The sequence below is a fragment of the Streptomyces sp. NPDC001880 genome, from assembly GCF_053594575.1.
On the sequence record NZ_JBSFET010000031.1, the window covers coordinates 46,509 to 72,833 of the forward strand.

The window sequence follows — 26,325 nt, forward strand, 5'->3', positions numbered from 1 at the left end:
GTGTTCGGACGTCGCAAGAAGAGTGGTTCCGCCGAGGACGTGGCGGACGAAGCGCGCGAGGCCGAGCAGGTCGTCGACGAGCTCGATGACACCGACGGTGCCGCCAGCGGCTCGCGTCGGGTGAACCTCCCGCCGGCACCGCGGCCGGACGGGCCGTGGGACGTCTCCGAGGTCTCCCAGCCCGGCGAGGGCCGGGTCGACCTGGGCGGCGTCTTCGTGCCCGGTGTCGAGGGCATGGAGCTGCGCGTCGAGGTGGCCGGCGACGCGATCGTCGCCGCGACCGTGGTGCTGCGTGACAGCGCCATCCAGCTGCAGGCCTTTGCCGCGCCCAAGAAGGAAGGCATCTGGGGCGAGGTCCGTGAGGAGATCGCGGCCGGCATCACCCAGCAGGGCGGGGTGATCGACGAGGTCGAGGGCCCGCTGGGCTGGGAGCTGCGTGCTCAGGTCCCCGTACAGCTCCCGGACGGGACGAACGGCGTGCAGCTGGTGCGCTTCGTCGGCGTCGACGGGCCGCGCTGGTTCCTGCGCGGAGTGATCTCCGGCCAGGGCGCCGTGCAGCCGGAGGCCGCCGGGCTGCTGGAGACGATCTTCCGGGACACCGTGGTCGTCCGTGGCGAGGGCCCGATGGCTCCGCGCGACCCGATCGTCCTCAAGCTGCCCAACGACGCCCAGATGGTCCCCGAGGGGGTTCAGCAGGAGAGTCAGGAGAGCTCGAAGTTCTCCGGTGGCATGGGCCAGCTCCAGCGCGGGCCCGAGATCACCGAGGTGCGCTGAGCGGGCACGGGCAGCCGCCCGGCACAGCTTCGGCCGGTGGGCCGTATCCCCTTTCGAGGGGGGTACGGCCCACCGGCCGTTCTGCGTCCGGAAGAGGTTCCGGGAAGGGCAGGGCAGGGGTTTCCGGCCATGCGCAAGACGGGTTCCGGACAGCGCGCAGACGGCGCGCGTATGGGGCGCGTATAGGGCACGTATGTGCGCCGTCAAAGGCCCGCCGATCCCCGTAAGGAAGACATCAACGCAGGCCAGGACGCCCATGGCGCGAGGTTTGCTCAAGAGGTCCGAGAATCCGTACCTCATCTAGGAGCACACGATGGCCGATGTGGCCTTCGTCGTCACCACGATCGCGGTGTTCGCGCTGGTGGCTCTCGTTGCCAAGGGGGTGGCGAAGCTGTGACTGCCGAGAACATCGTCGGCCTGATCGTGGCCGTCGCCCTGCTGGGCTATCTCGTCCTCGCCCTTCTGTACCCGGAGAGGTTCTGAGCGCGATATGAGCCCCGTCCTCGCTGGTGTGCTCCAGGTTCTCGCGCTCGTCGTGGCGCTGGGGCTGGTGTACCGTCCGCTCGGCGACTACATGGCCGGCGTCTACTCCTCGAACAAGCACCTGCGCGTCGAGAAGTGGATGTACAAGGCCATCGGCGCCGACCCGAACACGCAGATGCGCTGGCCCGCGTATCTGCGGGGGGTGCTCGCCTTCTCCGCGGTGAGCGTCCTCTTCCTCTACCTGCTGCAGCGGCTCCAGGGCGTGCTGCCCGGCTCGCTCGGCTTTGCCTCGATCGATCCGGACCAGGCGTTCAACACGGCGGCGTCGTTCGTCGCCAACACCAACTGGCAGTCGTACGCCGGCGAACAGGCCATGGGTCACGTCGTGCAGACCGGCGGTCTCGCGGTGCAGAACTTCGTCTCGGCCGCCGTCGGGATGGCCGTCGCGATGGCCCTCGTACGGGGCTTCGCCCGCTCCCGCACCGGTGAGCTGGGCAACTTCTGGTCCGACCTGGTGCGCGGCACCGTACGGATCCTGCTGCCGATCGCCACCGTCGGCGCGCTGGTGCTGGTGGCCTGCGGCGCGATCCAGAACTTCGCCGGCATCCACGAGGTCGGGCAGTTCATGGGCGGCTCGCAGCAGTGGAACGGTGGCGCCGTGGCCTCCCAGGAGGCCATCAAGGAGCTGGGCACGAACGGCGGCGGCTACTTCAACGCCAACTCGTCCCACCCGTTCGAGAACCCCAACGGGCTGTCCAACCTGTTCGAGATCTTCCTGATCCTGGTCATCCCCTTCGCACTGACCCGGACGTTCGGCCGGATGGTCGGCTCGCTCAAGCAGGGTTACGCGATCCTCGCGACGATGGGCGTCATCTGGCTGGGCTTCATCACCCTGATGATGTGGACCGAATTTGCCCACCACGGGCCCGCGTTCGACATCGCGGGCGGGGCGATGGAGGGCAAGGAGACCCGGTTCGGGATCGCCGGCTCGTCGATCTTCGCCGTGACCACCACGCTCACTTCCACCGGCGCGGTGAACTCCTTCCACTCCTCGTACACCGGCTTCGGCGGCGGGATCACGATGCTGGGCATGCAGCTCGGCGAGATCGCGCCCGGAGGCGTGGGTTCCGGCCTCTACGGCATGCTTGTCATGGCGATCATCGCGGTGTTCATCGCCGGGCTGATGGTCGGCCGCACGCCGGAGTACCTCGGCAAGAAGATCGGCACCCGCGAGATCAAGCTCGCGGCCTGCTACATCCTGATCACCCCGACTCTGGTGCTCTGCTTCACCGCCGCGGCGATGGCGCTGCCCACCCCGCCCCACTCGATGACCAACACCGGCGCCCACGGATTCTCCGAGATCCTCTACGCCTACACCTCGGGAGCCAACAACAACGGTTCGGCGTTCGCCGGGCTCAACGCGGACACGCAGTGGTTCAACACCACGATCGGTCTCGCGATGCTGCTCGGCCGGTTCCTGCCGATGGTGTTCATCCTCGCGCTGGCCGGCTCGCTCGCCGAGCAGAAGCCCGTACCGGCGACCGTGGGAACCCTGGGCACGCACAAGCCGCTCTTCAGCGGACTGCTGGTCGGCACGATCCTGATCATCACCGGGCTGACCTACTTCCCGGCCCTGGCGCTGGGGCCGCTGGCCGAAGGGCTGGCGTCATGACCACTCGTACGAAGCAAGAGGACTCGATGTCCACTGTCACCCCCACCCGGGCACCACACCAGGACGCGCCCACGGGTCACCAGAGCGAAGGGCGCGTCGGCGGAGGCCTGTTCGACCCCGCGCAGCTGATCCGCTCCTTCCCCGACGCCGTACGCAAGCTCGACCCCCGGGTGATGGTCAAGTCCCCGGTGATGTTCGTGGTGCTGATCGGTTCGGTGTTCACGACCGTGCTGGCGTGCCTGGACCCGGGCGAGTGGTTCGGCTGGGCGATCGCGGCCTGGCTGTGGCTGACCACGATCTTCGCCAACCTGGCGGAGGCGGTCGCCGAGGGGCGCGGCAAGGCGCAGGCCGACACGCTGCGCAAGGCCAAGACCGACACCGTCGCGCGGCGGCTGGCCGGCCGGAGCGAGGAGCAGGTGCCCGGCACCGAGCTGCGCATCGGTGACCTGGTGGTCTGCGAGGCCGGTGATGTCATCCCCGGCGACGGCGATGTCGTCGAGGGCGTCGCGAGCGTCGACGAGTCCGCGATCACGGGCGAGTCGGCCCCGGTCATCCGGGAGTCCGGCGGTGACCGAAGCGCCGTCACCGGGGGTACGAAGGTGCTCTCCGACCGCATCGTCGTCAAGATCACCACCAAGCCCGGCGAGACGTTCATCGACCGGATGATCGCCCTGGTCGAGGGCGCCGCCCGGCAGAAGACACCCAACGAGATCGCGCTGAACATCCTCCTCGCGTCCCTCACCGTCGTCTTCCTGCTCGCCGTCGTCACCCTCCAGCCCTTCGCGATCTACGCCGGGCAGAAGCAGTCGATGATCGTGCTGACCGCGCTGCTGGTCTGCCTGATCCCGACGACCATCGGCGCTCTGCTCTCCGCGATCGGCATCGCGGGCATGGACCGCCTCGTCCAGCGCAATGTCCTCGCCATGTCGGGGCGTGCCGTCGAGGCCGCCGGGGACGTGTCGACCCTGCTGCTCGACAAGACCGGCACCATCACGCTCGGAAACCGGCAGGCCGCCGAGTTCGTACCCGTGAAGGGCACGACCGAGGCCGAACTGGCGGACGCGGCCCAGCTCTCCTCGCTGGCCGACGAGACGCCGGAGGGCCGCTCGATCGTCGTGCTCGCCAAGGAGAAGTACGGGCTGCGCGAGCGCCACCAGGGCGAGCTGCGGCAGGCCGAGTGGGTCGCGTTCACCGCCCAGACCCGCATGTCCGGCGTCGACGTGGACGGACGCAAGGTCCGCAAGGGGGCCACCGGTTCGGTCGTCGCCTGGGTCAAGGAGCGCGGCGGCACCGTCTCGCAGGACGCGCAGGCGCTCACCGACACGATCTCCGGGGCGGGCGGCACGCCGCTGCTGGTGGCCCTGGAGGACGAGCACGGCGCCCGGGTCCTCGGTGTCATCCATCTCAAGGACGTCGTCAAGGAGGGCATGCGGGAGCGGTTCGACGAGCTGCGCCGGATGGGCATCAAGACGGTCATGATCACCGGCGACAACCCGCTGACCGCGAAGGCCATTGCCGAGGAGGCCGGTGTCGACGACTTCCTCGCCGAGGCCACGCCCGAGGACAAGATGGCCCTCATCAAGCGCGAGCAGGGGGGCGGCAAGCTCGTCGCGATGACCGGCGACGGCACCAACGACGCGCCGGCGCTCGCCCAGGCCGATGTCGGCGTGGCCATGAACACCGGCACCTCGGCCGCCAAGGAGGCCGGGAACATGGTGGACCTGGACTCCAACCCCACGAAGCTGATCGAGATCGTCGAGATCGGCAAGCAGCTGCTCATCACCCGTGGTGCCCTGACGACGTTCTCGATCGCCAACGACGTCGCGAAGTACTTCGCGATCATCCCCGCGATGTTCGCCGTGGTCTATCCCGGCCTGGACAAGCTGAACATCATGCAGCTGTCCTCGCCCCAGTCCGCGATCCTGTCGGCCGTGATCTTCAACGCGCTGATCATCATCGCGCTCGTGCCGCTCGCCCTGAAGGGCGTGCGCTACCGGCCCAGCAGCGCCGACTCGATGCTCCGGCGCAACCTCGGGATCTACGGACTCGGCGGTCTGGTGGCCCCGTTCATCGGCATCAAGATCATCGACATGGTCATCTCCCTCGTACCCGGGCTGCACTGAATTTAGGAATCGGCTGACCTGCCATGAACAACTCCGTAGGAAACACCGCCCGGTTGCTCTGGGCCGGGCTGCGCGCCCTGCTCGTCCTGACCGTCGTCTGCGGCGTGCTCTACCCGCTCGCCGTCACGGGCGTCGCCCAGGGCGTCTTCCCCGACAAGGCCAATGGCTCCGAGATCACCGCGAACGGCAAGGTCGTCGGTTCCGAACTCATCGGCCAGCGCTACGACCTGCCGCTGGAGAAGGGGCAGGAGACCGCGGCCCCGGACCTCAAGTGGTTCCAGCCGCGCCCCTCCAACGGCCTGGGCACCAACAGCGTCAACACCCAGTACAAGCTGATCCTCTCCGGCGCGACCAACCGCTCCGGCGACAACGAGGAACTCATCGACTGGGTCACCGCCGCCAAGGCAGCCGTGGTCAAGGACAACTCCGTCCCCGGCCACCCGGTCAGCCCCTCGGACGTGCCGGCCGACGCCGTCACCTCCTCCGGCTCCGGCCTCGACCCGGACATCTCCCCGGAGTACGCACAGCTCCAGGTGCGCCGGGTGGCCGAGCGCAACCACCTCCCCGTCGACCGGGTGGAGAAGCTCGTCGAGCAGCACACCGACGGCCGGATCCTCGGCTTCGTCGGGGAGCCGAGGGTCAATGTCCTCCAGCTCAACATCGCTCTCAAGGAGCTGGTGGACGAGTCCTGATGACTTGACGACTCGAGGGAGCACTGAGGCCGGCCGCAATGGCCGGCCTCAGGCCGTTCACCGACGGGGAGCGGGCCCCGTGGTACGCCCGTTCAACCAGCCAGCGTGCCCAGGCTGCCCGGATGGAGGTACTTCTCCGGCGGGATGACCGTGCCGTCGACCCACGCCCTGAAGAACCCCTTGAGGTCCTTGCCCGAGACCTTCGCCGCCAGGGCCTCGAACTGCCGGAACGAGGCATTGCCGTACGCGTGCTCATGGGTCCAGGCCCTGAGCGTTTCGAAGAACGCGTCGTCACCGACCGTGCGCCGCAAGGCGTGCAGCATCAGGGAACCCTTGTCGTACAGGGCGGGGTCCAACTCCTTTCCCGGGCCCGGGTCGTAGAGCTTGGTCGCCCAGAACGACGGATTGTTCCTTTCGTCCTCGACCACGAACCGGTAGTAGCCCGTGTCGAGGTCGGCGCCCTTGTGCTCCTCCCACAACTGCACGGCGTACTGGGCGAAGCACTCCGCGATGCAGCCGTCCCGCCAGTCCTCGAACGACACGCTGTCGCCGAACCACTGGTGGGAGTTCTCGTGGACCATCGAGCCGTCGAAGGGCATCGCGCCGTACGTGGGGCGGCTCTGCGTCTCCAGGGCGATGGATCCGGCGCTGGGTTCCTTCTCGGCGCCGACGACGATGGCGCCCGCCGAGGAGAAGGGGTACGGGCCGAACTTCGCCGTCAGGAAGTCCAGAATCTCTGTCTGCTCCGCCTCCGTGTCCGGGTCGATGACGTATTCCGGGCTGTATGCCGTGATGACCGGCGTCCCGGCGGCCGTCTTTCCCTGGTGGACGGTGAACCTGTCGATGGCGACGGTGCTGGCGTACGTCGCCATCGGCTTGTCCTCGAACCAGCGGAAGGTCTTTCTGCCGTTCTTGACGGTGGCCGTGCCGGGCAGGCCGTTGCCGACGGCCGTCCAGCCGTCGGGCACCGTCGCGGTGAGGGCGAAGGTGGCCTTGTCGGAGGGATGGTCGTTGGCGGGATACCAGGAGGTCGCCGCGTGCGGTTCGCCGGCCACGTACGCGCCTCCGTTCTTCAGGGTGTGCCAGCCCTCGGCGTCGGGCTTGCCGGCGTACGTCACCCGGACCGCGAACGTAGTGCCCTTTCCGACCGGGCGGGCCGGGGTGATGACCAGCTCGTGGGCGCCGGTCCGGGAGAACGCCTTCGCCGGGGTGCCGTTCACGGTGACCGATGCCACGGTGAAGCCCTTGAGGTCCAGGCTGAAGCGGTCCAGCTTGGTCAGGGCGCGGGCGGTGACGGTGGTGTCGCCGTCCAGGTGGTCGGTGCGCGCCGGGTCGTAGGCGATACGGACGTCGTAGTGCGACACGTCGTAGCCGGAGTTGCCGTCGTCGGGGAAGTACGGGTCGCCGATGCCCGGGCCACCGATGGCGGCCGAGGCGGGGACGGTGGTCAGCACGACGGAGCTCACGACTGCGGCCACGAGGGCGACAGCGGTCCTGTGGCGTCGGTTCAGCAGTCTGCGCATGTCTTGCTCCTGGGGATTCGGTCAGTTCCGGGGAGTTGTCGCGGCGAGCTTCCACAGCACGCCGATGATGGCGTTGGTGCTGGTCGTCTCCGTCTTCGGGTCCACGTTGGCGAGGTCGTCGCACGCCTCGTGGATGCAGTCCGAGATACCGGTGCTGAAGCCGGACGACGGGATGCCGGCATTGCCGAACGACTCGTGGTCCGAACCGCCGACGCCGATGTCGAACGTGGGGATGCTCCGTTCGGCGAACCACGCCTCGAACGCCCGCTGGGCTTCGGTCTCGCCGTGCTCGTCGTCGTGGACCACGAGCCACTGCCGGGTGTTCCGGCTGCCCGCCTGATCGAAGTTGAGATAGAGATCGATCCTGCCGCGTTCGGTCGCGGAGAGTTTCTTGACGTAGTCCGCCGAGCCGATCAGCCCCGGCTCCTCGGCGCCCCACCACACGAACCTGAGGTGCCGCTCCGGTTTCAGCTTCGACTTGGCCACCTGGAGCGCGGTGGCCAGGACCGCGGCCGAGCCCGAACCGTTGTCGTTGATTCCCGGGCCCTCCTCGACGCTGTCGAGATGGGCGCCGGTCAGCAGCACGTGGTCCGGGTCGCCGCCCGGCCAGTCGGCGATCAGGTTGCTGCCGCCGGCGCCGTCGTAGGTGAAGGGGACCAGTTTCGTGCGGAAGCCCGCCCGGTCCAAGGCGTTCTTCACATACGCCACCGAGTCCGCGTACCCCTTCGTGCCGTGCGCGCGGTTGCCGCCGTTGCGGTCCGCGATGTGTTGCAGGGCGCGCAGATGGGGCATCACCTGCTGCTCGGAGACGGTGGGGGCCGGTGGTTCTGCGGCGGCGGTGGCGGCGGGGACCGCGGACAGGGTCAGGGATATCCCGAGGGCTCCGGCGGCCAGCTTGGGAAGACTCCTTCTTAACGTCATGATCACCCTTTCAAGGACGGGGCACTCGCCCCGGTGGACCTTGGCCAGGCTGGTCAGTCGATGTCAGGAAGTTGTCGGAAAGAGGTTGTCCTTCGATGAAAAAATGCCGGGCCCATCGAGCCCATGAGCCTGACGGGCCGTCATCAACAGTGCCGGGAGGCTGGATTCGGTTACGGGGGCAGCCCCCGCGGCAGCCCCGCAGCCGCGCGGAGGAGTCCGGCACGGACTCCTGATCACCGCCCTCCGGGCATTGCCCAGCCCTGGTTCACATGCACATACTGGCGGCCGACGGGACCGAGGGCGCACGGGGCAGAAACATGTACGGGGGAGAGGCATGACCGACAACACGGGCCGGACGAGCACCGGTGGCCAGGGCGGCGCCGCGGTCGCCGAGGAACCGGCCCACGGGCCCATGGTCCGGGTCGAGGACCTGCACCGCTCGTACGGCTCCGGCGCCGGGGTGGTGCACGCGCTGCGCGGGGTGTCCTTCGAGGTGCCGTGCGGCGAGCTCGTGGCGCTCAAGGGGCGCTCGGGTTCGGGCAAGACCACCCTCCTCAACCTGCTCGGCGGGCTCGACAGCCCCGACGCCGGCCGGATCACCATCGACGGCACGGACCTCGCCGAGCTCGGCGAGGACGGGCTCCTGGAGCTGCGCCGTGACCGGATCGGCTTCATCTTCCAGTCGTTCGGCCTGATCCCGATCCTGACCGCGGCGGAGAACGTCGGCGTACCCATGCGGCTGCGCAAGACGGACCCGCGCGAGCGCGAGGAGCGGGTGGCGCTGCTGCTCTCCCTGGTCGGCCTCGCCGACCACGCCGCCCAGCGCCCCGGCGAGCTCTCCGGGGGCCAGCAGCAGCGTGTCGCGATCGCCCGCGCGCTCGCCAACCGGCCCGCCCTGCTGATCGCGGACGAGCCGACAGGACAGCTCGACGCGGACACCGGGCTCGCGGTGATGGAGCTGTTGCGGGCGGTGGTGCGCAGCGAGGGCGTCACCGCGCTGGTGGCGACGCACGACACACAGTTGCTGGGGCTGGCGGACCGGGTGCTGGAACTGAGCGACGGACACATCGTCGAGCACGCGTAGCGGAGACGGGGGAGGGGCCGTCCAGGGGAGACCCAGGCCCCTTTGGAGTCCGCCCGTGGCGTCAGAATCCTGTCAATTCGGTCCCTCGCTCCGCCCCCCCGGCCCATTTGTCGACAATGCGCGGGGTAGCTTCGAAGCGGCTGCCGCATCGGACGCAGCCGGTTCAAGAGAAGACAATGGGGCCATGGCACGCGGCAAGCTTCGGATCTACCTGGGTGCGGCACCCGGCGTCGGCAAGACGTATGCGATGCTCTCCGAGGCCCATCGACGCGTGGAGCGGGGCACCGACTGCGTCGTCGCCTTCGTGGAGCACCACGACCGGCCACGCACCGAGGTCATGCTGCACGGCCTGGAGCAGGTCCGGCGCCGCGAGATCGAGTACCGCTCCGCCGTCTTCACCGAGATGGACGTCGACGCGGTCCTGGAGCGCGCCCCCGCCGTCGCCCTGGTGGACGAACTGGCCCACACCAATGTGCCGGGCTCCCGCAACGCCAAGCGCTGGCAGGACGTCGAAGAGCTCCTCCAGGCCGGGATCGACGTGGTGTCCACCGTCAACATCCAGCACCTGGAGTCGCTCGGTGACGTCGTCGAGGCGATAACAGGCGTGCGACAGCGCGAGACCGTCCCCGACGAGGTCGTCCGCCGGGCCGACCAGCTCGAACTCGTCGACATGTCGCCACAGGCGCTGCGCCGCCGGATGGCCCACGGCAACATCTACAAGCCGGACCGGATCGACGCCTCGCTGTCCAACTACTTCCGCCCCGGCAACCTGACCGCCCTGCGCGAGCTGGCCCTCCTCTGGGTCGCGGACCGGGTCGACGAGTACCTCCAGCAGTACCGCGGCGAGCACAACATCCGCACCACCTGGCAGGCCCGTGAACGCATCGTCGTCGGACTCACCGGCGGCCCCGAGGGCCGTACGCTCATCCGCCGCGCGTCCCGGATGGCGGCCAAGGGGTCGGGCAGCGAGATCCTCGCCGTCTACATCGCCCGCAGCGACGGGCTGACCTCCGCCTCCCCCAAGGAACTCACCGTCCAGCGCACCCTCGTCGAGGACCTCGGCGGTACGTTCCACCACGTCATCGGCGACGACATACCGTCGGCGCTGCTCGAATTCGCCCGCGGGGTGAACGCCACGCAGATCGTCCTCGGCTCCAGCCGTCGCAAGGCCTGGCAGTACATCTACGGACCGGGTGTGGGCGCCACCGTCGCCCGGGATTCCGGGCCCGACCTCGACGTCCACATCGTCACCCACGAAGAGGTCGCCAAGGGGCGCGGTCTGCCCATCGCCCGCGGCGCCCGGCTCGGCCGGGTCCGGATCATCTGGGGCTGGCTCGTCGGGGTCGGCGGCCCGGCCCTCCTCACCCTGCTCCTGGCCAGTCTGGACAGCGGCCCCGGGCTCGCCAACGATGTCCTGCTCTTCCTCTTCCTGACCGTGGTCGCCGCGCTGATCGGCGGACTGCGGCCGGCCCTCGCGTCGGCCGCCGTCGGCTCGATGCTGCTGAACTACTGGTTCACCCCGCCCACCCACACCCTGACCGTGCAGGACCCGGAGAACTTCGTCGCCATCGTGATCTTCTTCGCGGTGGCGGTCTCGGTCGCCTCGGTCGTCGACCTGGCGGCCCGCCGTACCCATCAGGCGGCCCGGCTGCGCGCCGAGTCGGAGATCCTCTCCTTCCTGGCCGGCAGCGTGCTGCGCGGCGAGACGACGCTGGACGCGCTCCTCGACCGGGTACGCGAGACCTTCGGCATGGAGTCCGTCGCCCTGCTGGAGCGCAGCAGCGACGTCGACCCGTGGACCTGCGCCGGGAGCGTGGGACCGGGGCCGGTGGCCCGGCCGGAGGACGCCGATGTGGACATGCCCGTCGGCGACCACATGGCGCTGGCGCTCTCCGGCCGGGTGCTGCCCGCCGAGGACCGCCGGGTGCTCGGCGCGTTCGCCGCCCAGGCCGCCGTCGTGCTGGACCGGCAGCGCCTGGTCGACGAGGCGGAGGAGGCCCGGCGGCTCGCCGAGGGAAACCGGATCAGGACGGCGCTCCTCGCCGCCGTCAGCCACGACCTGCGCACCCCGCTCGCCGGCATCAAGGCCGCCGTCACCTCCCTGCGCTCCGACGACGTCGCCTGGTCCGAGGAGGACCAGGCGGAACTCCTGGAGGGCATCGAGAACGGCGCCGACCGCCTCGACCACCTCGTGGGCAACCTCCTGGACATGTCCAGGCTCCAGACCGGCACCGTCACCCCGCTGATCCGCGAGATCGACCTCGACGAGGTGGTCCCGATGGCGCTCGGCGGTGTCCCCGAGGACAGCGTCGACCTGGACATCCCCGAGACCCTGCCGATGGTCGAGGTCGACCCGGGGCTGCTGGAGCGGGCGGTCGCCAACATCGTCGAGAACGCCGTGAAGTACAGCCGCTACGCGGAACGCGTCACCGTCGCCGCCAGTGCGCTCGGCGAACGCGTCGAGCTACGGGTGGCCGACCGCGGCCCCGGAGTCCCGGACGACGCCAAGGAGCGTATCTTCGAGCCCTTCCAGCGCTACGGCGACGCCCCGCGCGGCGCGGGTGTCGGGCTGGGGCTCGCCGTGGCCCGCGGCTTCGTGGAGTCCATGGGCGGCACGCTGGACGCCGAGGACACCCCCGGCGGAGGCCTCACCATGGTGCTGACCCTCAAGGCGGCATCGGGATTCGTTCCGGTCAGCCCCGACCTGCCCGCGCGGGTCATCTCATGACCGCGCGGGACACCTTTGACCGTGCGGTCCACCGCATGACCACGCGGTTCACCTCATGATCTCCGGTACGTCCCGCGAGATCGCCGTACAGCAGAAAGGCAGGGCCCCCATGACCCGGGTGCTTGTGGTCGACGACGAGCCGCAGATCGTACGCGCCCTCGTGATCAACCTGAAGGCGCGCAAGTACGAGGTGGACGCGGCGCCCGACGGCGCGACCGCGCTTCAGCTCGCCGCCGCCCGCCACCCCGATGTCGTCGTCCTCGACCTCGGGCTGCCGGACATGGACGGCGTCGAGGTGATCAAGGGGCTGCGCGGCTGGACCCGGGTGCCGATCCTGGTGCTCTCCGCCCGCCACACCTCCGACGAGAAGGTGGAGGCCCTGGACGCCGGTGCCGACGACTACGTCACCAAGCCGTTCGGCATGGACGAGCTGCTGGCCCGGCTGCGTGCCTCGGTCCGCCGCGCCGAACCCGTCGGACAGCACGGTTCCGACGACGTCGTGATCGTGGAGACCGAGGGGTTCACCGTCGACCTGGCGGCGAAGAAGGTCCACCGCGCGGGAAGCGACGTACGGCTGACCCCGACCGAGTGGCATCTGCTGGAGGTCCTGGTCCGCAACAGCGGCAGGCTGGTCAGCCAGAAGCAGCTGCTCCAGGAGGTCTGGGGGCCCTCGTACGGCACCGAGACCAACTATCTGCGGGTCTACATGGCCCAGCTGAGGCGCAAGCTGGAGGCCGACCCCTCGCACCCCCGGCACTTCGTCACCGAGCCTGGCATGGGATACCGCTTCGAGCGCGGCTGAACGGGGCACCGGGAGCTCCGCCGCGACTCTCCACGGTCACTCGTTCGAGTGGGACCGGGGGCACCCGCCCGGAGCAGCAGGGACCGGTACCCTTCGGGTATGAGTGCTGTTCCTCGATCCGACAAGCCAGGCAAGGCGGAGAAGCCGTCGGGCCGCTTCCGGCGGATGCTCGACCGGCTGTCCAGCTCCCAGGAGGACCTCGAGTCCGAGGAGCTGCAGGAGGACGCGCAGGCCTCGGGTTGCACGCGGATCTCCGAATGCACCGACCGCCAGATCGTGAAGGTGACTGGTACCTTGCGGACCGTCACCCTGCGGCCGCGCGCCGGAGTGCCCGCACTGGAGGCCGAGCTCTTCGACGGCACCGCGCCGCTCGACGTCGTCTGGCTGGGCCGCCGCTCCATCGTGGGCATAGAACCGGGCCGCAAGCTCATCGCCTCGGGCCGGATCGCCATGAGCCACGGGCGCCGGGTGCTGTTCAACCCCAAATATGAACTCCGACCGCTCGGCAAGGAGTAGCCGGTGACGTCTCTCGACAAGCCGACGTCCGACACGGACCCCACCACCCGCACCGACCAGCAGTCGACCGATGCGCAGGCGGTGACCGAGGCCGCGCTCTTCGAGGCGTTCGGCGGCGCCCGGGGCATGGTGGAGACAGTCCTCCCCGGGCTGCTGTTCGTCACCATCTTCACGATCAACAAGGATCTCCACCTCTCGGCCATCGCGGCCCTGGTGGTGTCGCTGCTCCTCGTCGCCGTGCGGCTGATCCGGAGGGACACCGTCAAGCACGCCTTCAGCGGTGTCTTCGGTGTGGCCTTCGGTGTGGTCTTCGCGATGATGACGGGCAATGCCAAGGACTTCTATCTGCCGGGCATGCTCTACACGCTCGGCCTGGCCCTCGCCTACCTGATCACCACCCTCGCCGGGGTGCCGCTGATCGGTCTGATGCTGGGGCCGGTGTTCAAGGAGAACCTCTCCTGGCGCACCAGGAACCCCGGCCGCAAGAAGGCGTACGCCAAAGCCAGTTACGCCTGGGGACTGATCCTGCTCGGCAAGTGCGCGATCCTCTTCCCGCTGTACTGGTGGGCCGACCCCGCCGAGTTCGGCTGGGTCCTGGTCGCTCTGAAGATCCCCCCGTTCCTGCTCGCGGTCTATCTGACCTGGGTCTTCCTCGCCAAGGCGCCGCCGCCCATCGATGTCTTCGCCGAGATGGAGGCCGAGGAGCAGGCCGAGAAGGAGCGCAAGGCCGCCGCGGCGGCCGCCGCGGCCGCGCGCAAGCAGGAGTTCTGAGCCGCGAGTTCAGAGAACCGCGCTCGCCGGGCATACGCTCGCCGGACATACGGAAGGGACCGGAACCGTTTCATACGGTTCCGGTCCCTTCTCGCGTCCGTGCCGTCCGTGCCGGCCGGTCAGTCGTCCGCTTCGCCCCGGCGCACCGACAGCAGGTCCTCCAACTGCTCCTCGCGTGCCTGCGCGGCCACGAACAACAACTCGTCACCGGCCTCCAGGGTTTCCTCGGTGCTCGGCGTCAGCACCCGCTGCCCCCGGATGATGGTGACCAGCGAGGTGTCCTCGGGCCAGGCCACCTCGCCGACCCGGGTGCCGGCCAGCGCCGACTCCGGCGGCAGCGTCAGCTCGACCAGGTTGGCATCGCCGTGGCTGAAGCGCAGCAGCCGGACCAGATCGCCGACGCTCACCGCCTCCTCGACCAGGGCCGACATCAGACGCGGCGTCGAGACCGCCACATCGACGCCCCAGGCCTCGTTGAACAGCCATTCGTTCTTCGGGTTGTTGACCCGGGCTACCACCCTCGGCACGCCGTACTCGGTCTTGGCGAGCAGCGACACGACGAGGTTGACCTTGTCGTCGCCGGTCGCGGCGATCACGACGTTGCAGCGCTGGAGCGCCGCCTCGTCGAGCGAGGTGATCTCGCAGGCGTCCGCCAGCAGCCACTCGGCCATCGGCACCCGCTCCACCGAGATGGCGGTCGGCGCCTTGTCGACGAGCAGCACCTCGTGCCCGTTCTCCAGCAGCTCGCCCGCGATGGAACGGCCCACCGCACCGGCCCCGGCAATCGCGACACGCATCAGTGACCGCCCTCCTCAGGCCCCTCGGCGAAGGCCGCCTCGACCTTCGCGATCTCGTCCGTACGCATCATCACGTGGACCAGGTCGCCCTCCTGCAGCACCGTCTGCGAGGTGGGCAGGATGGCTTCGCCCAACCGGGTGAGGAACGCCACGCGCACGCCCGTCTCCTCCTGCAGGGTGCTGATCTTGTGGCCGATCCAGGAGGGGGTGGTGTGCACCTCCGCGAGCTGCACGCCGCCGCTCGGATCCCGCCACAGCGGCTCGGCGCCCGAAGGCAGCAGCCGCCGCAGCATCTGGTCCGCGGTCCAGCGCACGGTGGCGACCGTGGGGATGCCGAGACGCTGATAGACCTCGGCCCGCCGGGGGTCGTAGATCCGCGCCGCGACATTCTCGATGCCGAACATCTCGCGGGCCACCCGGGCGGCGATGATGTTCGAGTTGTCGCCGCTGCTCACCGCGGCGAACGCCCCGGCCTCCTCGATACCCGCCTCGCGGAGGGTGTCCTGGTCGAAGCCGACACCCGTGACGCGCCGTCCGCCGAATCCGGACCCGAGGCGACGGAACGCCGTCGGGTCCCGGTCGATGACGGCGACCGTGTGCCCCTGCTGCTCCAGGGTCTGCGCGAGAGCGGCTCCTACTCGCCCGCAGCCCATGATGACGATGTGCACCTTGCGCCTACCTCGCAGTCCTGATCGTCCGGCTGACCTGCGAAAACACCCTGCTCACACTTCTTTCTCAGCTTGCCGGGCAAACAACGGGGCAACGGTCTGTCCCGTTGCCCAGGATGAGCTTAAGCGGCCCGGAGTGCGAAGCCTCATCCGAGTGCGCTTTCGCCGTGCCCCGCCCGGTGGCCGCCGCAGGCCCGCCGCTCGCGGCCGCCGACGGACGGACCCTTGAGTACGAAGCGCACAGACATCTAACATGTCAGTTCATGGAGACCTTGCGCCCCGTCCGACGGACCCTGCTGCGGGACACCGCCTACGAGGCGATCCGCGACGCCATCGTCCGAGGCGACCTCCCGCCCGGTGCTCCGGTCCGCGACGCCGACCTCGCCGAACGCCTCGGACTCTCCCGGGCCCCGGTGCGCGACGCGCTGTCCCGGCTCTCCGGCGAGGGCCTCGTCGAGTCCAAGCCGCAGAGCTACACCCGGGTGACCCGGCTGGTGCCGCGCGACGTCCGGGACGCGGCGGCCGTGGTACGGGCCATGCAGGAACTGGCCGCCAGGACCGCCGTGCCCCGCCTCACGGACGCGGACGTCACCGCGATGCACGCAGCCAACGACCGGTTCCGGGCGGCGACCGGCCGCGGCGACGTGGCGGACGCGCTGCGCGCCGACGACCAACTCCACGACATCCTCGTCACCGCCTGCAGCAACCGCGCCGTGGCCGCCACCGTCGAGCGCTACACCCCCTTGATCCGACGCCTGGAGTGGCGGCAGTTCGGCACGGCCGGCTCCGCGCACGGCTCGGCGGAGCTGCACGAGCGGCTGATCGAGGCGTGCGCGGGACGCGATGCCGAAGCCGCGGCCCGGATCACCGCCGAGATCTGGCGCGCGCTCGAAGAGCTCGCCGACGAATCGCCCGAGTAGCCCGACGTCCCGATGCCGGTCCGCCGTATCACCCCCCCTGCGCACTCAGCATCCCGCTCTCCGGACCCCGCCATGTCACCCCCGCTCCGCACCCCGCCGCATCACCACCCCGCCGCACCACCGAGCCAGGGAGCCCGCATGACCACCACCCCGTCCGCCTCCCCGTCCCTCTCCTTCTACGACCGCTACCCCCTCCTCTTCGGCCCCTCGCCCGTGCACCGGCTCGACCGGCTCACCGAGCACCTCGGCGGCGCCGCCGTCTGGGCCAAGCGGGAGGACTGCAACTCGGGCATCGCCTACGGCGGCAACAAGACCCGCAAGCTCGAATACCTCGTCGCCGACGCCCTCGCGAACGGCTGCGACACCCTCGTGTCCATCGGCGGAGTCCAGTCCAACCACACCCGCCAGGTCGCGGCGGTCGCCGCCCGCGCCGGTCTGCGGTGCGTACTCGTCCAGGAGAGCTGGGTCGAGTGGCCCGACGCCGTCTACGACAAGGTCGGCAACATCCTGATCAGCCGCCTGGCCGGTGCCGACGTCCGCCTGGTGCGCGCCGGGTTCGGTATCGGCGTCAAGGAGAGCTGGGAGCAGGCGCTGCGCGAGGTGGAGGAGGGCGGTGGCAAGCCGTACGCCATCCCCGCAGGTGCGTCCGACCACCCGCTGGGCGGGCTCGGCTTCGCGAACTGGGCGTACGAGGTCGCCGAGCAGGAACGTGCGCTCGGCGTGTTCTTCGACACCGTGGTGGTCTGCTCGGTGACCGGCTCCACCCAGGCAGGCATGGTCGCGGGCTTCGCCGCGCTGGAGGAGGCGGGCGCCCGCCCGCGGCGCGTCCTGGGCATCGACGCCTCCGCCGAGCCCGCCCGTACCCGCGAGCAGATCGCCCGCATCGCGGCCGGCACCGCACGGCTCATCGGGGTGCGCCGGGAGCTCACCGTGGACGACATCGAACTCGACGAGCGCTACCACGCGGGCATCTACGGCATCCCCGACGACACGACCCTCGACGCGATGCGGCTCGCCGCCCGTACCGAGGGCATGGTCACCGACCCGGTGTACGAGGGGAAATCGATGGCGGGAATGGCCGACCTCGTGGCCCGCGGTGAGATCGCCCGCGAATCCACCGTCCTTTACGCACATCTCGGCGGCCAGCCCGCATTGAATGGTTACAGCGCCCTTTTCGCGGACGCCTGAGTGCAAGGATTTCGTTAAGGATTTCGTGGCTTTTTCGGCCGAGCGCAGGAGATTGCAAGGCCACAGGGGTGGTGCGTCTGCGGCTTCCATACGGAACGCTTACGATCCTCTGCGTGTCCAAACTGACCGACCTGCCCAAACGGATTCTGATCGGACGGGCGCTGCGCAGCGACAAGCTGGGAGAAACGCTCCTCCCAAAGCGCATCGCACTTCCTGTCTTCGCATCCGACCCGCTGTCCTCGGTGGCCTATGCACCGGGAGAAGTTCTCCTGGTGCTCTCCGTCGCGGGCGTGTCGGCGTACAACTTCAGCCCCTGGATCGCGCTCGCCGTCGTGGTCCTGATGTTCACGGTCGTCGCCTCGTACCGGCAGAACGTGCACGCCTATCCGAGCGGTGGTGGCGACTACGAGGTCGCCACCACCAACCTCGGCCCCAAGGCCGGGCTGACCGTGGCCAGTGCGCTGCTGGTCGACTACGTGCTGACCGTCGCCGTGTCGATCTCCTCCGGTGTGGAGAACCTCGGGTCCGCGATCCCCTTCGTCGTCGAGCACAAGACCATGTGCGCGATCGCCGCCATCGTGCTCCTGACGCTGATGAACCTGCGCGGCGTCAAGGAGTCCGGCAAGCTCTTCGCCATTCCCACGTACCTCTTCGTGGCCGGCGTCTTCATCATGATCATCTGGGGTGCGTTCCGCGGGCTGGTCCTCGGCGACACCATGCACGCCCCGACCTCGGGCTTCGAGATCAAGGCCGAGCAGGAGGGGCTCTCCGGTTTCGCGCTGGTCTTCCTGCTGCTGCGGGCCTTCTCCTCCGGCTGTGCCGCCCTCACCGGCGTCGAGGCGATCAGCAACGGCGTCCCCGCCTTCCGTAAGCCGAAGAGCAAGAACGCCGCGACCACCCTCGCGATGATGGGCCTGCTGGCCGTCACCATGTTCTGCGGCATCATCGCCCTGGCCATGGCCACCGATGTGAAGATGGCCGAGAACCCGGCCGAGGACCTGATCAACAACGGTGTCCCGGTCGGCCCCGACTACGTCCAGGACCCGGTGATCTCACAGGTCGCGGCCGCGGTCTTCGGCGAGGGAACGTTCTTCTTCGTCGCCCTCGCGGCGGCCACCGCACTCGTTCTCTTCCTGGCCGCCAACACCGCGTACAACGGCTTCCCGCTGCTCGGCTCGATCCTCGCCCAGGACCGCTACCTGCCCCGCCAGCTCCACACCCGCGGCGACCGGCTCGCCTTCTCCAACGGCATCGTGCTGCTGGCGGGCGCGGCGATCCTGCTGACCTGGATCTACGGGGCGGACTCGACCCGGCTCATCCAGCTCTACATCGTCGGTGTCTTCGTCTCCTTCACCCTCAGCCAGACCGGCATGGTCCGGCACTGGAACCGCCACCTGGCGACGGAGAAGGACCCGGCCAAGCGCCGCCACATGAAGCGCTCCCGTGCGATCAACACCTTCGGCGCCTTCTTCACCGGGCTGGTGCTCGTCGTCGTGCTCGCGACCAAGTTCACCCACGGCGCCTGGGTCGCGCTCCTCGGCATGGTGATCTTCTACGGGACGATGACCGCGATCCGCCGGCACTACGACCGGGTCGCCGAGGAGATCGCCGCCGACGAAACCCCGTCCGACGAGACGATCCGGCCCTCCAGGGTCCACTCGATCGTCCTGGTCTCCAAGCTCCACCGGCCCACCCTGCGCGCCCTCGCCTACGCCAAGCTGATCCGCTCCGACCGGCTTGAGGCGCTCTCCATCAGCGTCGACCCGGCCGAGACCAAGGCCCTCAAGGACGATTGGGAGCGGCGCGGCATCGACATCCCGCTGAAGATCCTCGACTCCCCGTACCGCGAGGTGACCCGGCCGGTCATCGACTACGTGAAGGGCCTGCGCCGGGAGAGCCCGCGCGACGTCGTGAGCGTGTACATCCCGGAGTACGTGGTCGGCCACTGGTACGAGCACCTCCTCCACAACCAGAGCGCCCTGCGACTCAAGGGGCGGCTGCTCTTCACCCCGGGCGTCATGGTCACCTCCGTGCCGTATCAGCTGGAGTCCTCCGAGGCGGCCAAGAAGCGCGCCAGGAAGCGCGCCGAATGGAGCGCGCCGGGATCGGTGCGCCGCGGCCCCGTGGAGCGCAGGCCGAAGGAACCCAGCGGCAAGATCTGACCGCCCCGCGCGCACGCTCGTGGTAAGCGGCCGGACGACACCCACGTAGACTCGTGGGTTGTTGTCCGGCCGTTTTTCCCTTGATCTCTGGAGCCACCCCCTCATGCAGAACGAACCCACGTCGTCGCTGGTCGGGGAGGAGTACGAGGTCGAGGTCGGCCCCGTCGCACACGGCGGCCACTGCATCGCCCGCACCTCGGAGGGCCGGGTCCTCTTCGTAAGGCACACGCTCCCCGGCGAGAAAGTGATCGCCAGGGTCACCGACGGCGAGAGCGACTCCCGCTTCCTGCGCGCCGACGCGGTCCGGATCATCGAGGCGTCCAAGGACCGCGTCGAGGCGCCCTGCCCGTATGCCGGCCCCGGCAAGTGCGGCGGCTGCGACTGGCAGCACGCCAAGCCCGGTGCCCAGCGCCGGCTCAAGGGCGAAGTGATCGCCGAACAGCTCCAGCGCCTCGCGGGCCTCACTCCAGAGGAGGCGGGCTGGGACGGCACGGTCATGCCGGCCGAGGGCGACAAGCTCCCGGCGGGTGAGGTACCCGCCTGGCGCACCCGCGTCCAGTACGCCATCGACGAGGACGGCAAGGTCGGCCTGCGCAAGCACCGCTCGCACGACGTGGAGCCCGTCGAACGCTGCCTGATTGCGGCCCCCGGTGTCACGGAACTCGGCATCGAGAAGCGGGAGTGGCCCGGCATGGCCACGGTGGAGGCCATCGCCGCCACGGGTTCCCACGACCGCCAGGTCATCCTCACCCCGAGGCCCGGCGGCCGGCTGCCCCTGGTCGAGCTCGACAAGCCCGTCTCGGTGATGCGCGTCGACGAGCGCGACGGCGGTGTCCACCGGGTGCACGGCCGCGCCTTCGTCCGCGAGCGCGCCGACGACCGCACCTACCGCGTCGGCTCCGGCGGCTTCTGGCAGGTCCACCCGCAGGCCGCCAACACCCTGGTCCGCGCCGTCATGCAGGGCCTCCTGCCCCGCAAGAACGACATGGCCCTCGATCTCTACTGCGGCGTCGGCCTGTTCGCCGGCGCCATCGGCCAGCGCATCGGCGAAAAGGGCGCCGTCCTCGGCATCGAGTCCGGCAAGCGCGCCGTCGAGGACGCCCGCCACAACCTCAAGGACCTGGACCGGGTCCGCATCGAACACGGCAAGGTCGACCAGATTCTCCCGCGCACCGGCATCACCGAGTGCGACCTGATCGTCCTCGACCCACCCCGCGCGGGCGCCGGCAAGCAGGTCGTCAAGCACCTGACGGGCCTGGGCGCCCGCCGCATCGCCTACGTCGCCTGCGACCCGGCGGCGCTCGCGCGCGACCTGGCGTACTTCCGGGACGGCGGCTACCGGGTGCGGACGTTGCGGGCGTTCGATCTGTTTCCGATGACGCATCACGTGGAGTGCGTGGCGATTCTGGAGCCTGCTGAAAAGGGCCGCTGACCTGCTGTTCCGAGTGTGCGTTATGGGCGTTACGTGCGTTGGATGCGATATCTTGACGCATATTCGGTGCACGTGACGCACGTTTGACGCATGAACGGCGCATTGCCTGATGGGCCGTCATGCATGGTTTGAGGCTGCTGGACGGGCGATCACCTGAGTGAAGGTGAACGCCGCGATGGGGCGATGAGGCCGACTGCCGCGCGGTTGGCCGGCCCCGCCCCTTCACTTCTCGGTCGTGACGTTCCGTGACCCTGGGGCGAGTGTCGGGCGGATGTCGTGTCAGGGGCCGTAGGGGCTCCAGTGCCCGACGAAGGGCTTCAGGTCGTCGGCTCGTGGTTCGGGGATGTCGGGCAGCCGGGGTGACGTGCTCAGCGGATCGAGGCGCTCGACGGTGGCTGCCGCCCAGTCGATCCATGCCTCGGATAGCGGAAGGCGGCGCTGCAATGCCGCGGCTCCGGCCTACGGGACAGCCCTTAGGCGAGCCTTTGAGACGGGGGTTGGGCTGACGCATCTTGTAGCGCCGCAGGTTCGCCCGGTAGAGCGCCTGCTTGTCCCCGAATGTGGAGTAGAAGCTGGAGAGGGGGGAGCCTCGGTGGAGTTCACGACCCTGGATGCCGTTATGAGGACGTGCCCTGTCGGCTCGCACGCTGCGCACCCATTCATGGGTACCCGTTCGGTCTCGTGGAGCGATGTCGTTGCCGACGCTGGGACTGCCTTGCTTTTCGGCGTGATGGCAATGGCAGTGGTGGTCGCCAGGGATGCAGGTGTCGGCCGCTCGGTGTCGCAGGAGGGGCCGGGACGAATCGTCCGATGGGGTTGAATCGCCCTGCTCTTTGATTCGCTCAGGTGGCTGATCGTCCGTTTCTCGGACCTGCCTGGAATCGTTTGCTCGGTCATGAAGAAGATCACTACGGCGTCCGCATGCTCGCCGGCCTGGGCAGGGCAGCGCCCGCTCATGCCGGTGGCGTCTTCGGACGTGGAAGCGACTCGTCGTTCACCCCGGGAGCCGTCTGCATGCAGGAAACCTCTGTGGGCACGACTTGGCTCAGCGAGCAGTCACCAACCTGCGTCGGTGGTGACGCAGTGGACCACTCGTAAAGGTGGGCTGGCCGCCTGCGCGGCGCCGCGATCCCCGCAAACAGCCCGGGCCATCCAACGGGCGACGTCAAAGTCGGGTCCTGTGGCTGCGCCTGCCTTCTACCAGGAGGGAGCCAACTCGTGACCTTTAACGCGGAACTGCGCGGAGTTTTCGAGGCCCGCGGGCGGTGGATTCCCGCCGACATGCTGGCGATCATGGACCGGGCCGGTGCGGAGCTCGCCGCCTCGGGACAGGCCGACCGCGCCCTTACGGTCGGGGTGCAGGCCCCCAGGTTCGCTCTGCCCTCCGCGACCGGACGGATCGTCTCCCTCGATGTCCTGCTCGCCGCGGGGCCCGTGGTGCTGACCTTCTACCGCGGTGCCTGGTGCCCGTACTGCAACCTCGCTCTGCGCTTCCTCCAGCAGTACCACGCGGACATCACCACGCGCGGTGCCCGCCTGGTGGCCGTCTCGCCGCAGGTCCCCGACGAGTCGCTGTCCCTCACCGAAATGCACGCCCTCGCTTTCGACGTCCTCAGCGATATCGGCTCCGACACGGCGAAGCAGTACGGGCTCTCCTTCGATCTGCCCGACGACCTCGCCGCCGTCTACGACGAGCTCGGCTTCGACCTCCAGCGCGTCAACGGCGGCCACCCACGCACGCTCCCTCTGCCGGCCACGTACGTCATCGACCGTGCCGGCACCATCCGTTGGGCCTTTGTCAACACGGACTACGCCACCCGCGCCGAACCCTACGACATCCTCGCGGCCCTCGACTCCCTCGCCTGACCGGATCGATATGACCTTCCGGCTCCGTTGGCCCGCTTTTGGGCCTCGCCGAGCGGCCCGGACGTGGGAGGAGTCGATCACCGCCCGCGACCAGTCCAGCTGTTTCGCCGCTCGCAGCTTTGCCAGCAGCACAAGGTGGAGCCGGTCCCAGACGCCAGCCTCGTTCCAGGCCGCAAGCCGGCCCCAGCACGTCATGCCCGAACCGAAGCCCAGCTCCTGCGGCAGGTACTCCCACTGGATCCCTTCGCGATCTTGTCGCGGACCCGGCTGCGAACGGGTACGGCCACCGCGTGATCACCGGTTGGTGTGTGGACAAACGAAGATCGTGCGGTGGCCGCGGGCCATAGCGTAGACCCTGCCCGCTGGCGGGCAATGTTCGACCAGGCCATGTCCGAATCGCCGGGCGGTTCGGACGGGTTGAGCCCCGGGCCTCGGCCCGCGCCTACTTGCTCGGGTTGCTGTCGAGTGCCGAGCGGAAGAACTGCCGGCAGCTGGCCGAACAGGCCGGCCTGGCCCGGCCAGGGCCGATGCAGCGCCTGCTGCGCTACGCCCGCTGGGACGCCGATGCCGTCCGCGACGACCTGCGTGGCTACGCCGCCGATCACCTCGGCACCGACGGCAGCATTCTCGTCACCGACGAGACCGGTCGCAGGTGGGCCGCGGACGGGACGTTCGACGGAGGCCGCCCGCCGGCCTTCAACCGGGAGGCATATAAGCACCGCAACGTCGTGGAACGATGCTTCAACCGCTTGAAGCAGGGGCGCGGATCGCCACCCGGTACGACAAGACCGCCAGTCCTACGAAAAAGCCGTCACAATAGCATCACTCCTGATGTGAGCGTGACATTTGACGACAGAACCTGGAGCGGGTCGAGGACAGCTCCACCACGGCAGCGAACATCCAGAACTTCGCCAGGGCTCATGCAAGAGGCTGCCAACCTCGCGTGGCTGATTCGTGCGCACAAGGGCAAGAAAGGGCAACCGTCATGAATGTCGGGGAGTTCGTGGCCGAACTGAACGCGGCCGGAGTGGCGATGCACGAGGAGGAGGGGAAGCTCCGCTATCGCGCGCCCCAAGGGGTGATGACGCCGGATCGGCTGGAGACGCTGCGAACCCATCGCGACGCCGTCCTCGCCATTCTGCGCGCCGAGGAGTACGGGGCCGCGATCGTCGCCGACCCCGCGTCGGCCCACGAGCCCTTCCCGCTCACCGACGTCCAGGCGGCGTACCTGCTCGGGCGGAGCGAGGCCTTCGACTACGGTGGCGTGGCCTGCCACGGCTACCTGGAGATCGCCCTCCCGCACTGGGGCGCTGCGCGGATCGAAGAGGCGTGGAACGAGCTGATCCGGCGGCACCCCATGCTGCGCGCCGTGGTCTCCGCCGAGGGGTACCAGCGTGTCCTCACGGACGTCCCGCACTACGACGTCCGCCACGAGGACCTGCGCGGCGCCGCCGCCGAGGTGTGGACGGGTGTCCTGGAGGCGATCCGGGGTGAGATGTCGCACCAGGTGCGACAGACCGACCAGTGGCCCCTGTTCGACGTCCGCGTCACCGAGACCGACGAGTCCATGCGCCTGCACGTTGCCGTCGACCTGCTGATCTGCGACTACAGCAGCATCCGGCTGCTGCTCGCCGAGCTGGCGGCCCTGTGTACGGGCGCGGACCAGCCCAAGGCCCTGGACGTCACGTTCCGCGACTACGTCCTCGCCGCGGGCCGGGTCCGCGAGGGCGACCGCTTTCAGAGGGACCGCGACTACTGGTGGTCCCAGATCGACGACCTGCCGGCCGCCCCCGACCTGCCGCTGCGCACGGACTCGCTCAGCGCCCCGGGACGCTTCACCCGGCACGGGCTGCGACTGACCCCTGCCCAGTGGGAGACCCTGACCCGACGCTCCATCGAAGCCGGCGTGACCGCCTCCGCTGTCCTCCTGCAGGCCTTCGTCGAGACCGTCGGCCGCTGGAGCCGCCACCCCCGCTTCACCCTCAGCCTCACCATGCAGAACCGGCTTCCGCTGCATCCCGACATGGAGCGCGTTATCGGCGACTTCAGCTCCACGAGCCTGCTTTCCGTGGACCTCACGGAAGGGGCGACGCTCGTCGACCGGATGCGGACCGTCCAGGCCCGCCTCTGGGAGGACATGGACCACCGGCTCTGCTCGGGCGTCGAGGTGCTGCGGGAGCTGGCCCGCCGACGCGGACGGGCCGAGGCCCTGCTTCCGGTGACCTTCACCAGCACCGTCAGCGGCGGCTCCGCGGGGGCCGCGACCGGGTCCTCGCTGATGCCCGGAGGCGAGCTGGTCCACGGCATCACCCAGACCCCGCAGGTCTGGATCGACTGCCAGGTCATGGAGGACGGCGGCGGTCTCCTCGCTCACTGGGACGTGCGCGAGGGCGTCTTCCCCGACGGCATGGTCGACAACATGTTCGTCGCGTTCGCCGATCTCGTGACGCGGCTGGTCGACGCCTCCGCCGTCTGGCAGGAGACCGACCCACTGGACCTCCCTGCCCGGCAGACGCAGCTGTTGGCAGACGTCAACGCCACCACTGCACCGCGCCGCCACCAGCTCCTGCACACCGCGGTCGTCGAGCAGGCGGAACGCACGCCCGAGCGGGTCGCGCTGATCGCCCCCTCGCGAAGCCTCACCTACGCTGAACTCCTGGGCAGGGCGAGGGCCGTGGCAGACGCCATTCGCGACGCCGGTGGCCAAACGGGACAGCGCGTGGGCATCGTGATGGAGAAGGGCTGGGAACAGGTCGTCGCCGTCCTCGGCGTGCTGCTCGCCGACCGCGCCTACCTCCCCGTGGACACTACGCAGCCGGCGCTGCGCCGCAACGCAGTACTGACCGATGCCGAGGCACATCTCGTGCTGACCCAGTCTGCGCTGCTGCCCGCCCTCGATCTGCCGGCAGACACGCGTGCGGTCGCCGTGGACATCCTGGCTGCCGTTGAGCCCGGGGACCATTCCGCGCCCGGGCACCGGGCGGTGCCCGACGACCTCGCGTACGTCATCTACACCTCGGGATCCACCGGCACCCCCAAGGGCGTGATGATCAGTCACGCCGCCGCGCTCAACACCATCGACGACATCAACGCCCGGTTCTCGGTGTGCGCCGACGACCGTGTGCTCGGACTGGCGCAGCTCGGCTTCGACCTGTCGGTGTACGACATCTTCGGCCCCCTCTCGACCGGTGGCGCGCTCGTCC

General features: G+C 69.4%; 21 protein-coding genes and 2 pseudogenes. 17 read left to right on the top strand and 6 right to left on the bottom strand.

All coding sequences use genetic code 11. The annotated features are described in order from the left end of the window. The 5 genes from ACWCQ6_RS19025 to ACWCQ6_RS19045 all read left to right on the top strand — a co-directional run bounded on the left by ACWCQ6_RS19025 (position 1) and on the right by ACWCQ6_RS19045 (position 5,744). Positions 1-774, top strand: a complete 774-nt coding sequence (locus ACWCQ6_RS19025; RefSeq protein ID WP_451090556.1) for a DUF3710 domain-containing protein — start codon at positions 1-3, stop codon at positions 772-774. Positions 775-1,167: 393 nt separating this feature from the next. After that, a complete protein-coding gene (kdpF, locus tag ACWCQ6_RS19030; RefSeq protein WP_037701211.1) occupies positions 1,168-1,257 on the top strand; it encodes a K(+)-transporting ATPase subunit F in 90 nt (29 codons plus the stop codon). Positions 1,258-1,264: 7 nt separating this feature from the next. Further along, positions 1,265-2,929 carry a potassium-transporting ATPase subunit KdpA gene (kdpA, locus tag ACWCQ6_RS19035; RefSeq protein WP_451090558.1) on the top strand — a complete coding sequence of 555 codons (1,665 nt, stop codon included), beginning with the start codon at positions 1,265-1,267 and terminating at the stop codon, positions 2,927-2,929. After that, positions 2,926-5,052: a potassium-transporting ATPase subunit KdpB gene (gene kdpB / locus ACWCQ6_RS19040; RefSeq protein ID WP_451090560.1), complete on the top strand. Its 2,127-nt coding sequence runs from the start codon at positions 2,926-2,928 to the stop codon at positions 5,050-5,052. The genes kdpA and kdpB overlap by 4 nt, the downstream gene beginning before the upstream one ends. A gap of 23 nt (positions 5,053-5,075) precedes the next feature. Next, positions 5,076-5,744: a potassium-transporting ATPase subunit C gene (locus ACWCQ6_RS19045; RefSeq protein ID WP_451090562.1), complete on the top strand. Its 669-nt coding sequence runs from the start codon at positions 5,076-5,078 to the stop codon at positions 5,742-5,744. A 92-nt stretch (positions 5,745-5,836) separates the two neighbouring features. Here ACWCQ6_RS19045 and ACWCQ6_RS19050 read toward each other — a convergent pair whose 3' ends face one another. Together ACWCQ6_RS19050 and ACWCQ6_RS19055 are read right to left on the bottom strand one after the other, a co-directional pair. Continuing rightward, positions 5,837-7,267, bottom strand: coding sequence for a M1 family metallopeptidase (locus tag ACWCQ6_RS19050; protein WP_451090564.1), 1,431 nt, complete (start codon positions 7,265-7,267; stop codon positions 5,837-5,839). Positions 7,268-7,288: 21 nt separating this feature from the next. Next, the gene (locus tag ACWCQ6_RS19055; RefSeq protein ID WP_451090566.1) at positions 7,289-8,188 is read right to left on the bottom strand and encodes a M20/M25/M40 family metallo-hydrolase; all 900 of its coding nucleotides are present in this window, start codon (positions 8,186-8,188) and stop codon (positions 7,289-7,291) included. Positions 8,189-8,522: 334 nt separating this feature from the next. On the opposite strand from ACWCQ6_RS19055, the gene ACWCQ6_RS19060 reads away from it, so the two are divergent. From ACWCQ6_RS19060 to ACWCQ6_RS19080, 5 genes are all read left to right on the top strand, one after another. Beyond that, complete coding sequence (locus tag ACWCQ6_RS19060) at positions 8,523-9,272, top strand: ABC transporter ATP-binding protein (RefSeq protein ID WP_451090568.1); 750 nt, start codon at positions 8,523-8,525, stop codon at positions 9,270-9,272. Between the two features lie 184 nt (positions 9,273-9,456). After that, positions 9,457-12,000, top strand: coding sequence for an ATP-binding protein (locus tag ACWCQ6_RS19065; protein WP_451090570.1), 2,544 nt, complete (start codon positions 9,457-9,459; stop codon positions 11,998-12,000). A gap of 109 nt (positions 12,001-12,109) precedes the next feature. Further along, positions 12,110-12,802, top strand: a complete 693-nt coding sequence (locus ACWCQ6_RS19070; RefSeq protein WP_451090572.1) for a response regulator — start codon at positions 12,110-12,112, stop codon at positions 12,800-12,802. Positions 12,803-12,901: 99 nt separating this feature from the next. After that, entirely contained in the window at positions 12,902-13,318 is a 417-nt protein-coding gene (locus ACWCQ6_RS19075; RefSeq protein WP_072485886.1) for an OB-fold nucleic acid binding domain-containing protein, read from the top strand. A gap of 3 nt (positions 13,319-13,321) precedes the next feature. Further along, the gene (locus tag ACWCQ6_RS19080; protein WP_451090574.1) at positions 13,322-14,089 is read left to right on the top strand and encodes a DUF3159 domain-containing protein; all 768 of its coding nucleotides are present in this window, start codon (positions 13,322-13,324) and stop codon (positions 14,087-14,089) included. Between the two features lie 119 nt (positions 14,090-14,208). Here ACWCQ6_RS19080 and ACWCQ6_RS19085 read toward each other — a convergent pair whose 3' ends face one another. Together ACWCQ6_RS19085 and ACWCQ6_RS19090 are read right to left on the bottom strand one after the other, a co-directional pair. Further along, positions 14,209-14,886, bottom strand: a complete 678-nt coding sequence (locus ACWCQ6_RS19085; RefSeq protein ID WP_451090576.1) for a potassium channel family protein — start codon at positions 14,884-14,886, stop codon at positions 14,209-14,211. After that, positions 14,886-15,554, bottom strand: coding sequence for a potassium channel family protein (locus ACWCQ6_RS19090; protein WP_189544836.1), 669 nt, complete (start codon positions 15,552-15,554; stop codon positions 14,886-14,888). The genes ACWCQ6_RS19085 and ACWCQ6_RS19090 overlap by 1 nt, the downstream gene beginning before the upstream one ends. A 263-nt stretch (positions 15,555-15,817) precedes the next feature. On the opposite strand from ACWCQ6_RS19090, the gene ACWCQ6_RS19095 reads away from it, so the two are divergent. From ACWCQ6_RS19095 to ACWCQ6_RS19110, 4 genes are all read left to right on the top strand, one after another. Continuing rightward, positions 15,818-16,474 carry a GntR family transcriptional regulator gene (locus tag ACWCQ6_RS19095; RefSeq protein ID WP_451090578.1) on the top strand — a complete coding sequence of 219 codons (657 nt, stop codon included), beginning with the start codon at positions 15,818-15,820 and terminating at the stop codon, positions 16,472-16,474. Positions 16,475-16,612: 138 nt separating this feature from the next. Next, positions 16,613-17,662 carry a 1-aminocyclopropane-1-carboxylate deaminase gene (locus tag ACWCQ6_RS19100; protein ID WP_451090580.1) on the top strand — a complete coding sequence of 350 codons (1,050 nt, stop codon included), beginning with the start codon at positions 16,613-16,615 and terminating at the stop codon, positions 17,660-17,662. Positions 17,663-17,775: 113 nt separating this feature from the next. Then, the gene (locus tag ACWCQ6_RS19105; protein ID WP_451090582.1) at positions 17,776-19,824 is read left to right on the top strand and encodes an APC family permease; all 2,049 of its coding nucleotides are present in this window, start codon (positions 17,776-17,778) and stop codon (positions 19,822-19,824) included. A 103-nt stretch (positions 19,825-19,927) separates the two neighbouring features. After that, positions 19,928-21,256 (top strand): class I SAM-dependent RNA methyltransferase, encoded by a 1,329-nt coding sequence (locus tag ACWCQ6_RS19110; protein ID WP_451090584.1) that lies wholly within the window; start codon positions 19,928-19,930, stop codon positions 21,254-21,256. Between the two features lie 279 nt (positions 21,257-21,535). Here ACWCQ6_RS19110 and ACWCQ6_RS19115 read toward each other — a convergent pair whose 3' ends face one another. After that, complete coding sequence (locus tag ACWCQ6_RS19115) at positions 21,536-21,700, bottom strand: hypothetical protein (RefSeq protein ID WP_451090586.1); 165 nt, start codon at positions 21,698-21,700, stop codon at positions 21,536-21,538. 774 nt (positions 21,701-22,474) lie between these two features. Here ACWCQ6_RS19115 and ACWCQ6_RS19120 point away from each other — a divergent pair. Next, entirely contained in the window at positions 22,475-23,122 is a 648-nt protein-coding gene (locus ACWCQ6_RS19120; protein ID WP_451090588.1) for a peroxiredoxin-like family protein, read from the top strand. Between the two features lie 30 nt (positions 23,123-23,152). Here the strand turns inward: ACWCQ6_RS19120 and ACWCQ6_RS19125 are convergent. Beyond that, positions 23,153-23,371: pseudogene (locus tag ACWCQ6_RS19125) on the bottom strand (transposase); the annotation flags it as partial. Between the two features lie 113 nt (positions 23,372-23,484). Between ACWCQ6_RS19125 and ACWCQ6_RS19130 the strand changes: the two are divergent. Further along, positions 23,485-23,769, top strand: a pseudogene (locus ACWCQ6_RS19130) (transposase); the annotation flags it as partial. A 338-nt stretch (positions 23,770-24,107) separates the two neighbouring features. Further along, the coding region (locus ACWCQ6_RS19135; RefSeq protein ID WP_451090590.1) for an AMP-binding protein at positions 24,108-26,325 on the top strand (2,218 nt) is incomplete at its 3' end.